Origin of the sequence: Nostoc parmelioides FACHB-3921 (assembly GCF_014696625.1) — a bacterium.
In the GTDB taxonomy this organism is placed as follows: Bacteria; Cyanobacteriota; Cyanobacteriia; order Cyanobacteriales; family Nostocaceae; genus Trichormus; species Trichormus parmelioides.
On the sequence record NZ_JACJQL010000026.1, the window covers coordinates 13,169 to 24,687 of the forward strand.

At 41.9% G+C, this 11,519-nt stretch carries 13 protein-coding genes; 7 read left to right on the forward strand and 6 right to left on the reverse strand.

Annotated elements, in window-relative coordinates; all coding sequences use genetic code 11:
• The first annotated feature begins 37 nt into the window (after window positions 1–37).
• Both H6G14_RS17425 and H6G14_RS17430 read left to right on the forward strand, forming a co-directional pair.
• Window positions 38–1,045 carry a quinone oxidoreductase family protein gene (locus H6G14_RS17425; RefSeq protein WP_190568605.1) on the forward strand — a complete coding sequence of 336 codons (1,008 nt, stop codon included), beginning with the start codon at window positions 38–40 and terminating at the stop codon, window positions 1,043–1,045.
• A gap of 63 nt (window positions 1,046–1,108) precedes the next feature.
• Complete coding sequence (locus tag H6G14_RS17430; protein WP_190568668.1) at window positions 1,109–1,507, forward strand: nuclear transport factor 2 family protein; 399 nt, start codon at window positions 1,109–1,111, stop codon at window positions 1,505–1,507.
• Window positions 1,508–1,568: 61 nt separating this feature from the next.
• On the opposite strand, the gene H6G14_RS17435 is transcribed toward H6G14_RS17430, so the two are convergent.
• Window positions 1,569–2,030 (reverse strand): hypothetical protein, encoded by a 462-nt coding sequence (locus tag H6G14_RS17435; protein WP_190568606.1) that lies wholly within the window; start codon window positions 2,028–2,030, stop codon window positions 1,569–1,571.
• 132 nt (window positions 2,031–2,162) lie between these two features.
• On the opposite strand from H6G14_RS17435, the gene H6G14_RS17440 reads away from it, so the two are divergent.
• The 3 genes from H6G14_RS17440 (at window position 2,163) to H6G14_RS17450 (ending at window position 4,329) form a co-directional block, all read left to right on the forward strand.
• On the forward strand, window positions 2,163–3,053 hold the full coding sequence (locus H6G14_RS17440; protein ID WP_190568607.1) for an ABC transporter permease: 891 nt from the start codon (window positions 2,163–2,165) through the stop codon (window positions 3,051–3,053).
• 81 nt (window positions 3,054–3,134) lie between these two features.
• The gene (locus tag H6G14_RS17445; RefSeq protein ID WP_190568608.1) at window positions 3,135–3,338 is read left to right on the forward strand and encodes a hypothetical protein; all 204 of its coding nucleotides are present in this window, start codon (window positions 3,135–3,137) and stop codon (window positions 3,336–3,338) included.
• A gap of 55 nt (window positions 3,339–3,393) precedes the next feature.
• The gene (locus tag H6G14_RS17450; protein ID WP_190568609.1) at window positions 3,394–4,329 is read left to right on the forward strand and encodes an ROK family protein; all 936 of its coding nucleotides are present in this window, start codon (window positions 3,394–3,396) and stop codon (window positions 4,327–4,329) included.
• A 42-nt stretch (window positions 4,330–4,371) separates the two neighbouring features.
• On the opposite strand, the gene H6G14_RS17455 is transcribed toward H6G14_RS17450, so the two are convergent.
• Both H6G14_RS17455 and H6G14_RS17460 read right to left on the reverse strand, forming a co-directional pair.
• Window positions 4,372–4,794, reverse strand: a complete 423-nt coding sequence (locus H6G14_RS17455) for a hypothetical protein (protein WP_190568610.1) — start codon at window positions 4,792–4,794, stop codon at window positions 4,372–4,374.
• 551 nt (window positions 4,795–5,345) lie between these two features.
• On the reverse strand, window positions 5,346–6,983 hold the full coding sequence (locus H6G14_RS17460) for a CTP synthase (RefSeq protein WP_190568611.1): 1,638 nt from the start codon (window positions 6,981–6,983) through the stop codon (window positions 5,346–5,348).
• 96 nt (window positions 6,984–7,079) lie between these two features.
• On the opposite strand from H6G14_RS17460, the gene H6G14_RS17465 reads away from it, so the two are divergent.
• Together H6G14_RS17465 and H6G14_RS17470 are read left to right on the forward strand one after the other, a co-directional pair.
• Entirely contained in the window at window positions 7,080–8,834 is a 1,755-nt protein-coding gene (locus H6G14_RS17465) for an N-acetylmuramoyl-L-alanine amidase (protein WP_190568669.1), read from the forward strand.
• 349 nt (window positions 8,835–9,183) lie between these two features.
• Window positions 9,184–10,089, forward strand: coding sequence for a pentapeptide repeat-containing protein (locus tag H6G14_RS17470; protein WP_190568612.1), 906 nt, complete (start codon window positions 9,184–9,186; stop codon window positions 10,087–10,089).
• A 28-nt stretch (window positions 10,090–10,117) separates the two neighbouring features.
• Here the strand turns inward: H6G14_RS17470 and H6G14_RS17475 are convergent, their stop codons facing one another.
• The 3 genes from H6G14_RS17475 to H6G14_RS17485 all read right to left on the reverse strand — a co-directional run bounded on the left by H6G14_RS17475 (window position 10,118) and on the right by H6G14_RS17485 (window position 11,483).
• On the reverse strand, window positions 10,118–10,390 hold the full coding sequence (locus H6G14_RS17475) for a XisI protein (RefSeq protein ID WP_422394082.1): 273 nt from the start codon (window positions 10,388–10,390) through the stop codon (window positions 10,118–10,120).
• Window positions 10,391–10,446: 56 nt separating this feature from the next.
• Window positions 10,447–10,857: a XisH family protein gene (locus tag H6G14_RS17480; RefSeq protein ID WP_190568614.1), complete on the reverse strand. Its 411-nt coding sequence runs from the start codon at window positions 10,855–10,857 to the stop codon at window positions 10,447–10,449.
• Window positions 10,858–10,979: 122 nt separating this feature from the next.
• Entirely contained in the window at window positions 10,980–11,483 is a 504-nt protein-coding gene (locus H6G14_RS17485) for a DUF2085 domain-containing protein (RefSeq protein ID WP_190568615.1), read from the reverse strand.
• Window positions 11,484–11,519 lie beyond the last annotated feature (36 nt).

Sequence of the window (11,519 nt, forward strand, 5' to 3'; positions counted from 1 at the left end):
GAGGAATCGTAGTTGTGTATTTGGGTATTTTTTGGGGATGAGAAGAGAAAGTTACAGGAAGTTAATAGTTAAGCGGCTTAGTCAGGATTTTAAGTCTGCTGCGGAAATTGTGGAAGTTCCTATTCCTCAAGTTGGTGTTGGTCAGCTTTTAATTGAGAATAAATTTGCGGGAATTAATGGTGGTTTTGATACTTTAGTTTGTCGTGGTGATATTCCCTATTTTGAGATAATTCCTCCTTTTGATTTGGGTGTGGAGGCTGTGGGAAAGGTTGTGGCTGTGGGTGAAGATGTTACAGGTTTTCACATAGGTGATGCGGTTGTCACTACAGTCCGGGGTAGCGGTTATCGAGAATATCAGGTGATTGATGCAAACTTAGCGGTGAAGGTGCGGGAAGCTACGCCAGAAGTTTTAACTTTGATGCCTACTGGTGTATCAGCTTTGGTGGCGTTGGAACAAGTGGGGGAGATGAAAAGTAATGAGGTGGTTTTGGTGACTGCTGCGGCTGGGGGGACTGGTCATATTGCAGTGCAGTTGGCAAAGTTAGCGGGTAATCATGTTATTGGGACTTGTAGTTCTGAAGCGAAGTCTAAGTTATTAAAAGAATTAGGGTGCGATCGCATCATTAATTATCATACAGAAAACCTGGATCAAGTCCTCAAACAAGAATACCCCAAAGGAATTAACTTAATTTTTGAATGTGTGGGTCAACAGGTTTTTGATACCTGCATAGACAACTTAGCGATTCGCGGACGTTTAGTCAGCATTGGTCACATTTCTGAATACGGGAAAGATGTAGAACCAGTGACTCAAGCGCGCATTTATCATCAACTGATGTGGAAAGCAGCTTCCGTCAGGGGTTTCCTCACACCGTACTATCAAGAATATATCCCAGAAGCAAGCGATCGCCTATTAAATCTTTTTTACAATGGCAAACTCCAAGTTAGTGTTGACCCTACACAGTTCAACGGTATAGAATCCATTCCTACGGCAGTAGAATATCTGTTAAGTGGTCACAATTGTGGCAAAGTGGTTGTGAGGTTTTAAATAATTACTTTGACTATTGATATTACCAAATAATTAAATTGAGTGTATATCCGCTTAATGATGATGGAACAAAACTCAGAACATACTTTAAAAGTCGCTCATCAAGGATTTGAATTTTTTACTCAAGGTCTAGCAACGGGAGAATGGCAAAAATTTCTCGATATGCTGACCGAAGATTTTACCTTTTGGTTTCCGATGGGGAAGTTTCATGGTTTGAATGTAGGTAAAGAAAGAGCCAAGGAATTTTTTACTTATGTTTCTGAGTCTTTTCATCCTGGAATACAACTATCATCTCTAGACCGTGTTACTAGCAATGAAACGACAGTAGTCTTTGAGTTTCGAGATGAAGGACTATTATTAGGACAACCTTATAAAAACCGCGTAGCAGTTTCTTTTGATGTGCGTGGCGACAAAATTTGTAGCTATCGAGAGTATTTTGGTAGTGATGGGAAATCTAATTAAAATTTGGTAATTGGTCATTGGTAATTGAAAATTTATTTATTACCCATTCCCCATCCTTAATTTAATTATTTTGGGCTTGAATTGCTTGCAGTTCCTGACATTTTGCCTCGGCGGCTTGATAAGCATCTAAGTATTCTTGACCACCCAACATGATATCGCCATAATATTCGTAAGGTGCTTCACCGTAGATGGGTAATGGGTCATCTTCGGGATAATCTTCTTTTGACTCTTCTATCACCGCTTTGAGTTTTTTCACACTCAAACTTTGTGCAGCAAAATACCAGAGTTCTTCAGGCTTCTTATGCAGATGAGGTAGTGTAGGGTCAATAACACTATCCCCTAACTCAATCCAACCGTGTTCTTTAGGTTTGTATGGCTTACCTGCAATCAAGAATCCTTGGACATAAGTTGCTCCCTGGGTTACTAATGCAGCTTTATAAGCATTATCAAAGGGCTTATTGACCTTGCTTTTGATGTTTTCAGCAACTTTTAGGGAAAGGGATTCATCCAACACTTTATTCATTGACAGCCCTCATGAGAGCGCCGAGTACAATAATAAATATACACTAATCCCCAATCTTCACATTGATATGTAAAATGGTCAGCGTATCTTGCGCTATGCAGGCGTTAGCGTAGCTTACCGTAGGTATCGCTCATGACCATTACTAAACGTATACTGCCAAAATGGGGATCTTTTGTCAAAAAGCCCAATCTTTCCCAAAAATTAATGCTGGTTGGGTTAGCTATTACTCTGCTTTTCATCTTCTTGGCATTCTTCGCGCCTGTATTCCAAAGCTGGGGATGGCTACAAAACCCCAGAGAGTTTCTGGCTAACACACCTCAAGAAGCACCATCAGCGAAACATTGGTTTGGCACAACTCTTTTAGGACATGATGTTTTTTCTCGGACATTATTTGGCGCGCAAGCAGCGTTGCAAGTGGTAATTTTAGCCACGGCGCTGAGTATGATAGTTGGCGTGCCATTGGGGATGCTCAGTGGTTACCTTGGCGGTAGGTTAGATAAGGCGTTACTGTTTCTCATGGATAGTATCTACACCTTACCAGGACTGCTATTGTCGGTAACCCTAGCGTTTGTAGTAGGCAGAGGAATCTTAAATGCAGCGATCGCTATTAGTATCGCATACATTCCCCAATACTACCGCGTTGTGCGTAACCACACCGTCAGCGTCAAAACTGAAGTATTCATCGAAGCAGCTCAAGCAATGGGTGCTTCTACTTGGATTGTGCTTTCTCGTTATCTGTTTTTCAACGTCATTCAAAGCGTACCCGTACTTTTCACCCTCAACGCCGCCGATGCAATTTTGGTACTAGGCGGTTTGGGTTTTTTAGGGCTAGGATTACCGGAAGAAGTACCAGAATGGGGGCTTGATTTAAAACAAGCTCTAGAAGCATTACCAACTGGGATTTGGTGGACTACACTTTTCCCCGGTTTAGCAATGACATTCATGGTAGTAGGGTTATCACTACTAGGAGAGGGGTTAAATGAATTTGTCAATCCTCGATTACGAGGAGAAAATCGGAAATAGTCATTAGATTATGGGCAATTGTACAGACGCGATTAATCGCGTCTCTGACAACAATTTTTTATTAATTACTGAGAGATTAAAGTGAAAGATAACATTTCTTTGATAGCTGCTGCTGCTGGTGGATTTATGCTTTCTGTGGCGTTGGCGGGAATTTTGAGAGGTGCGCCCGTCATAGCTTGGCAAGATAAATCTAGTTTTAGTAACGGTGTGGTTACAAATTTAAGAGTCACAGCCAAAAAAACTGAGAACTTAGAATTTTTTGGCCCAGAAATCCCAAAAAGCTAATATGCTTTTGTGAAATACCCCAAATGGGTAATTATCGTCAGCTTCATCAAAGCTGATGATTTCTGCTGTGGTGGTTTGGTGTGAGGAATTGAATGTGGGGAATTCTCAAGTAATTGGCATTGACTTGGGGGGAACAGCAATTAAACTGGGGCGATTTAGGCAAGATGGGACTTGTTCACAATCTTTGACTGTGGCGACTCCCCAACCAGCAACCCCAGAAGCCGTTTTTCTGGTCATGGTAGATGCGATCGCGCAAATTGACCCAGATAATGAAACTATAGCTATTGGTGTGGGTACTCCTGGCCCGGCTGATGCTCAAGGACGCATTGCCCAAATTGCGATTAATTTACCGCAATGGGAAAATGTGCCTCTGGCTGATTGGTTGGAAACGAAAACTAACAAGCCGACAGTAATTGAAAATGATGCCAACTGTGCGGGAATCGCTGAGGCGTGGTTAGGAGCCGGTCGCCACTACCAAAACTTTATCATGTTAACTTTGGGGACTGGTGTTGGTGGCGCAATTTTTTTAGATGGCAAATTATTTGTCGGCCATCGCGGCGCGGCTGGGGAACTAGGGTTAATTACCCTCCAACCAGATGGCCCCATGTGTAAAAGCGGCAACTCAGGTTCTTTAGAGCAATACACTTCTATTAAAGCTATTCGTCGCCTGACTGGTAAAGAACCTGCGGAATTAGGTATGCTAGCTCAAGCGGGAAATCCACAAGCCTTACAATTTTGGCAAGAATACGGACAAAATTTGGGTATAGGTTTAACTAGTTTAATTTATGTTCTCACACCACAGGCGATCGTGCTTGGTGGTGGTGTCAGTGCTAGCCATGAGTTTTTCTTGCCAACTCTCAAAGCTGAAATAGAAAAGCGAGTCATGCCCACATCTCGCGCAGATTTACAAATCTTGCCAGCACAATTAGGCAACTCAGCCGGCATGGTAGGTGCAGCCAGATTAGCTTGGGAAAAGTTTGGTAATAGTTAATAGGTAATGGGTAATTCAAGACTATTGACTATTGACTATTGACTAAGAAAAAGAATGTCCTGTGGTTTTTTGGACATATTGCAAAACCTTCTTATAAGAATCTGGGTTACTAACGGGGTTAATGATGATGGGAATAGTACCATCTGGTAGCCAAAAAGTTATCCTGCCGTTGGTTTCTTGGCAAAAGGAACTAATGCAATTGAGATTAATTACATATTCATTTCTTTCATAAATGATTTTTACCCAATGGGCATTTTCTACTGCTACGGTAGTCACTTGTTCTAGATATTCTAGGATTTTGTGATAGTCTTCTAAGTCAGTTTGGGGATTGATTATAATCGGAATGGCACAGTCAGGCAACCAAAACGTTACCCTGCCGTTCTTTTCATAACAAAAAGCATTTACACGGTCAAAATTGACTACATATTCTTTCCTCTCATATACAAGTTTCACCCAGTACGCCACAACAGCTCCTCAAGTCCGAAATTCATGAATGATGCTTACCCTGTATGTTATGTAATCTGTTGACGTTCTAAGTTAATTTACTCGGATTTTTATAGAAAATCCCAAAATTTTATTTTGCTTTGCGTGTCAGTTGTCAGTTGTCAGTGGTTGAGAGAATCTGGTCTAATACCCAACCCCTTGTATAGTAGTAGGACTTACGCAAATAGGTTATCTGTTGAGACCGGGTGTAAGGGTTTAAGGGTACAGGGGTGTAAGGGTTTCAAGCATTTATACCCCTACACCCCTACACCCTTGTCCAAACCTTTGATCTTTCGTTTTCATGCGTAAGTCCTAAGTAGTTTTTACATATCTTTGCCACTAACTACTGACCCTTACGGGTACTCTCCGAGAACCCCTCCGGGGAACGGCAGTTGCTACAAGTCGGGGAACCCGACGACAGTCGCTTCAAGTCGGCAAAGCCGCCCACAGCGCTGTCTCCCCAACGCACTGCCTCACCACTGACTACTGACAAAACTGAACCGTATTACCCTATACCCCAGACCATTAAATTTTTAGGACACTTTGACGGGTGTCTGAAAATTAGCGGTAGGATGATTTTGAGCGATCGCAGCTTGGACAAAGCCTGTAAATAAAGGATGGGGCGTGTTAGGCCGCGATTGAAATTCTGGGTGGAACTGGCAAGAGATAAAGAATGGATGTTGTGGATATTCCACAATTTCCACTAGGCGGCCATCGGGAGATGTGCCACTAATGACATAACCAGAATCTAATAACAGTTGACGATAATCATTGTTGAACTCATAGCGATGACGATGGCGTTCTTGAATGATTTCTGCTTGGTAAAGCTTAGACGCTAAAGTATTCGGGAGAATGTGGCAAGGATATACGCCCAAGCGCATGGTTCCGCCTAAATCTACTACGTCTTGCTGTTCTGGTAACAGGTTAATTACAGGATATTTGGTGGTTGAATCAAATTCCGCACTATTAGCACCTGTTAACCCACCAACATTTCTCGCCCATTCAATTACAGAACATTGCATTCCTAAGCATAAACCCAAGAAAGGAATTTGGCGATCGCGTGCGTATTTAATCGCGGCAATTTTGCCATCTACCCCACGAGTCCCAAAGCCGCCTGGTACAACGATGCCATCTACGCCTGCAAGATAGGTTTCTGGTGATTGGGTTTCCAAATCTTCGGAATTTATCCACCGCAGTTGTAAGTCTCCTTGAGTGGCAATTGCGGCATGACGTAACGCCTCTACTACTGATAAATACGCATCGCCCAAGCTGACATATTTACCAACAATGGCAATTTCTACGGTGTGTTTAGGACTATATAATCCTTGCACCATAGCTTGCCATTTCTCTAGGTTTGGTTGGCGTTGTTCCATTTGTAACAACTTGAGTGTTTGTTCTGCCAGTCCCTCCCCTTCGAGAATTAATGGGACTTCGTAGATACTTCTGGCATCTTGAGAAGTGATGACGCACTCTACCGGAACATCACAGAATTCTGACAATTTCTGTTTTAATCCTCTAGGTATGGGGCGATCGCTCCGACATACTAGAATATCTGGTTGAATACCAATGGATCTCAGTTCCTTCACAGAATGCTGTGTAGGTTTCGTCTTCATCTCCCCCGCCGAAGCAATATAAGGCATGAGGGTAACGTGCATATACAACACATTTTGCCGTCCTACCTGTTTGCGTAGCTGGCGAATAGCTTCTAAAAACGGTAGTGATTCAATATCACCCACCGTTCCACCAATTTCGGTAATGACTACAGAGGGATTTGTTTCCTTAGCAACTGACAAAATCCGTTCTTTAATTTCATTGGTAATATGGGGAATTACCTGGACTGTGCCACCATTGTAGTCACCGCGACGCTCACGCATGATTACCGCTTGGTAAATCGAACCAGTAGTCACACTATTGAGGCGTGACATTGAAGTGTCGGTAAAGCGTTCGTAATGTCCCAAGTCTAAATCTGTTTCTGCGCCATCTTGGGTAACAAAAACTTCACCATGCTGAAAGGGACTCATTGTACCCGGATCAATATTAATATAGGGGTCGAGTTTTAAAATCGACACCGAATAATCTCGTGATTTGAGTAAACGGCCTAGACTTGCTGCTACAATGCCTTTGCCAATACTGGAAACAACACCTCCAGTAACAAAGATAAACTTAGTCATAGTAGTTTGAATTTTTATCAACTGCTAACGATACCTTCCAAAATCCATCCCGTCATTGTGCCACAGTCACATAGTGAATACTTCTGTGATACTGCTGTGAAAAAAGTTCTCATCCCAGTAATATTAAGCTTCGTTGTCACCTCCTCCGTTGCTTTGGCTTCCTCACCTCTCAAGGTTGTTTATCCGCCGACAAACCACCAGACTAGTGCAGAAAAAATCTTTTTTATTGGTACAGCACCACCAAACGGGCAAGTTCTCGTTAATGGTAAGCCAATTAATCGCAGTCGGTCTGGCCATTTTGCCCCAAGTTTTCCCTTACAGTTAGGAGAGAATATCTTTACAATACGCCACCAAAATCAAGAGCTTCAGATTAAGGTGACAAGGCTGAGTAATCAACCAGAGCTACCACAAGGTTTAACTTTTGCTAAAGGTTCTCTCACACCAACTGCCGATATTGCCAGACTACCCGGAGAACTAATTTGTTTTAGCGCTATTGCACCTCCTAACGCCAGTGTCTCTGTGAAACTGGGTAATGATACTGTGGTACTTTTGCCTCAACCACAACAAGCAATACTACCAAGTAATTTGGCTGCGCTCACTGGACAAAATCAACCCACTACCCAGTCTATCCCAGGTAAGTATGAGGGTTGCACAACAGTACCAGTTGCAACAGATTTGGGACAACCTCAATACCAACTGACACTTAATGGTAAGACGATAACTCAACCAAGTGCTGGCAAAATTACAATTCTCTCACCCACGCAGTTACCTGTAGCTGAGGTGGTAGCAGACGCAGGAGCTGCCCGGACTGGCCCTAGCACCGATTTTTCTCGACTTACGCCACTGCCTAAGGGAACACGAGCCAGTGTCACAGGTAAAGAAGGTGTATGGTTTCGCCTAGACTATGGTGCTTGGATTAATAGTCAGGAAACTCGCATTCTTCCGGGAAGCGTTCCGCCACAAACAGTTATTCGTAGTGTCGGATATCGGAGACTTCCAGGCGCAACAGAAATGCTTTTCCCTCTCCAAACCCCTGTACCTGTGAGTGTGCAGCAAGGAGAAACAACTTTCGCCCTGACACTCCACAACACTACTGCCCAAACAGATATTATTCGCCTTGATGATGACCCTCTAATTTCTCGTCTAGATTGGCAGCAGATAGGCTCAGAAGAAGTAAAATACACCTTCAACCTGAAAAAAGCTCAACAGTGGGGATATAAGCTGAGATACGACGGTACAACCCTGGTGTTAACTTTACGCCATGCGCCTGTTATCAGGCAAAATAGGCAAAAGCCCTTATCTGGTATCAAGATTCTACTCGATCCTGGTCATGGTGGTAAAGAATCTGGCGCAGCTGGGCCAACTGGATATTTAGAAAAAGACGTAAATCTGACAGTATCTAAGTTATTGCGTGATGAATTGCTCAAATTAGGGGCAAATGTAGTGATGACTAGGGATGATGATCGGGATGTATCCCTGCCAGAGCGTCAAGCAATTATCAATCGAGAATCACCAGCGATCGCACTTTCCGTCCATTATAACGCTTTACCTGATGCTGGTGACGCGGAAAATACCAAGGGGGTTGGTATCTTTTGGTACCATGCCCAAGCCCATAATCTGGCTGTGTTTATGCACAATTATCTCGTGAATAAACTCCGTAGACCTTCCTACGGTGTATTTTGGAATAATTTGGCACTGACACGCCCAGCCGTTGCCCCTTCGGTATTATTAGAGTTGGGTTTTATGAGTAATCCCGATGAATTTGAGTGGGTGACAAATCCCCAAGAGCAGAAGAAGTTGGCGGAGGTTTTAGCTCAGGGGGTAACGGAGTGGTTTGACAGAGTTAAGTAGATTTTAAAACTTACGCAGTGGGACTAATTTTCTGGTTTTTTTGTCAATAGTCAATAGTCAAAATCAAGGTTTTTGGACTATTGACTATTGACCACCCTCAGCAGGGCTTTTTAGTTCAGTGCGTAAGTCCTAAAATATCGACTATTTTTCTCTGAATAAATTTAAATTTATAAATTATTTAATTCAGTTAATGGTATTTACGGGAAAGGTGATTTATCATACAATCTTCGCAAAATAAAAAATCAAAAACCCATCAGTAAGATTATATAAATTTGCCTGAATTGGTAATTAACTATTAAAAAAAATAGTACCCAAGTCTTTAAAAACGTAATTAAAAGCGAAGCACAACATGACCCAAAATGCCAGTAATCAAGATAAAAAAAAGTTTAACTTTACTAAATGGGGCTTTATTATCGGGACTCCAATTGCCGTTGCTGGCACTATTGCTGCTGTAGTCACAGTGCCAGAGTTTAGGTGTTCTGTGGGACTAAAATCAGAAGCTTGTGTAGTTCCCAGAGTAGGGGTAGAACTCATTACACAAAAAGAAACCGGGGAAGCTTTAGACGCAGTAAAAATCCAATTTATATCTCAAGGAGCGCCTGAAGTTCAATGGACTGATAATAATGGTTATGCAAAAGTTCTAATTCCCAGTAAGGGTGACGTTATTGTCAATTTGAGTAAAAAAAATTACCCAACTCAAAACTTGACGATTAACCTGGAAAACGAACAAAGCAAAACCAGAATTATCAAATTTCAAGAATCGGGTGTACCAGAGGTCAAAGCACTTGCGTCTGTTCCTGCAACTACATCTGTTTCTAATTTACCCCAAACAACTTCTGCACCTCCAGTCTCTGCAAACACAACTAATGGCTCACCTGATGACGCAAGTAAAAATCTGGAAACTTTAGTAAAAACCAAAAAATGCCCAAAGTGTTATCTGGTTGGTGTTGACTTGGGTCGTGCAGACCTAGAACGAGCTGATTTGACAGGTGCGAATCTCAGAGGCGCTCGTGGTTGTCCTCGCCTCAATGGAGCCAATCTCAGTAGCGCAGACCTGCGTGGTTTTAGTCATATTTGTGGAAGTTTTGACTTGCAAGGAGCTAGCTTACGTAGTGCTAATCTCAAAGGCGCGTATTTAAAATACGCCAATTTGCGTGGTGCTGATTTGACTGGTACTAACTTATCTGATGTCAACCTAGAAGGTGCAGACTTGGCTGGGGCTATTTTGCCAGATGATGCTAAATCTCCTAATTAAAAAGCTGTTTCTCAAAAACTATAGTAAATTAAGTCCCAAATTCGGTGAATTGGCGTACATAAGGTTCATGAAATGCCAAAACAATATCTTGTTTTGGCACTCCCATTTCTACCAATCGATTAGCAATTCCTTCCTCGGTACCATCATGCTGAATCCAAATTTTTCCATCTTTAATATCAAGATGTAAAATACAGCCAAAATCGCGTTTATTTCCCCGCCAGCCAACATAAAGTAATTGATAGTGGTTTTGCTGTTCGTCAAAAATTGTTTGTACTTCATACTCTTCGGCATTTTTTTGCATTGCAGATTGTTTTTGCCGTTCGCAAAGAAGATGTCTAATATATTGTCGATATTGTTCTATAGCCATTGACAGATAACCTCTTGTTGTACATCGTAAATCATCAATCGCAATTGATATTTGATAACTGCGGAGGTAATAAATTTTCGTTGGAAAAAACTTTCATAAATCGGGACACGTACAGCTAGATAGAGTTGTCGTTCAGGTTCAATTTTATCTAACGCATCCCGATAGTTTAAAAACTGTCCTAAAGCAGTATGAAATTCTGAAACATTCGATGGACTAATAAAGCTTTTAATCTCTACTGCTATTTTTCTTCCTTCTTGCTCTGCTAATAACAATCGCTCTGCCGCTAAATCGATTTCAAAATCTACATCATCCACATTAATTTCATAAGGATCAGCAGTAACTTTCCAACCGTCTTTCTCTAAAGCATTTCTGACAATATGATGAAATCTATCCTTTGCCATAGAATTTCATTATGCTAGGTGTAAGTAAAATTTTGTAGTAATAACATAACAGAACATCTTGGGGAAGTTTTGAAATAATTGATAAAAAATAGAGTCGGTTTTCATGAAGTGAAGTTGCTTGTTCAATCACTTTGCCAACCGTGTAAAAATGGCATTGCAAACAAACCCCAAGCTAAACCTGTAATTAACCCAAAGGGTGTAACTAAATAATTATTAAAATCCCACAAGTCGAAAATTTGGGCTGCTAATTCCACAGGATAAGCCATCATGAATACACTGGCTAAAGCTGCACCATTCCAACCATATTGACTGAGCCAGTAAATACCTTTTCCGCCAGTTGCAGCATACAGCAGGCGAGTAATTAATAAACCTGTGACAGTACCATAACAGCGCATACAAACAGCCATGATAAATGGGGGTGCTAAATCTAAGCCCATTTCTGGTTGCGGACACACATGATTACCCATGAAATAAATAATGTCCGCAATACCCCCAAACAACCATACTCCAGACGCAGCCAGAAAGGGCGCAATGGGAGGGCCGAACACCATTCCCACCAGCATAAAGTCAGCGATAAAACTAACCCAGTTAATTTGTAACTCGCTTCTGAAAGCTACTCTTGCCATTTCCGTTCTCTGCGTCCTATTAAGTCCGTTGTTCTA

What these genes read in the sequence shown, in the direction of transcription:
- H6G14_RS17425 (WP_190568605.1), top strand. Translation starts at nt 38, where the DNA reads ATGAGAAGAGAAAGTTACAGGAAGTTAATAGTTAAGCGGCTTAGTCAG.
- H6G14_RS17430 (WP_190568668.1), top strand. Translation starts at nt 1,109, where the DNA reads ATGGAACAAAACTCAGAACATACTTTAAAAGTCGCTCATCAAGGATTT.
- H6G14_RS17435 (WP_190568606.1), bottom strand. Translation starts at nt 2,030, where the DNA reads ATGAATAAAGTGTTGGATGAATCCCTTTCCCTAAAAGTTGCTGAAAAC.
- H6G14_RS17440 (WP_190568607.1), top strand. Translation starts at nt 2,163, where the DNA reads ATGACCATTACTAAACGTATACTGCCAAAATGGGGATCTTTTGTCAAA.
- H6G14_RS17450 (WP_190568609.1), top strand. Translation starts at nt 3,394, where the DNA reads ATGATTTCTGCTGTGGTGGTTTGGTGTGAGGAATTGAATGTGGGGAAT.
- H6G14_RS17460 (WP_190568611.1), bottom strand. Translation starts at nt 6,983, where the DNA reads ATGACTAAGTTTATCTTTGTTACTGGAGGTGTTGTTTCCAGTATTGGC.
- H6G14_RS17470 (WP_190568612.1), top strand. Translation starts at nt 9,184, where the DNA reads ATGACCCAAAATGCCAGTAATCAAGATAAAAAAAAGTTTAACTTTACT.
- H6G14_RS17475 (WP_422394082.1), bottom strand. Translation starts at nt 10,390, where the DNA reads ATGCAAAAAAATGCCGAAGAGTATGAAGTACAAACAATTTTTGACGAA.
- H6G14_RS17480 (WP_190568614.1), bottom strand. Translation starts at nt 10,857, where the DNA reads ATGGCAAAGGATAGATTTCATCATATTGTCAGAAATGCTTTAGAGAAA.
- H6G14_RS17485 (WP_190568615.1), bottom strand. Translation starts at nt 11,483, where the DNA reads ATGGCAAGAGTAGCTTTCAGAAGCGAGTTACAAATTAACTGGGTTAGT.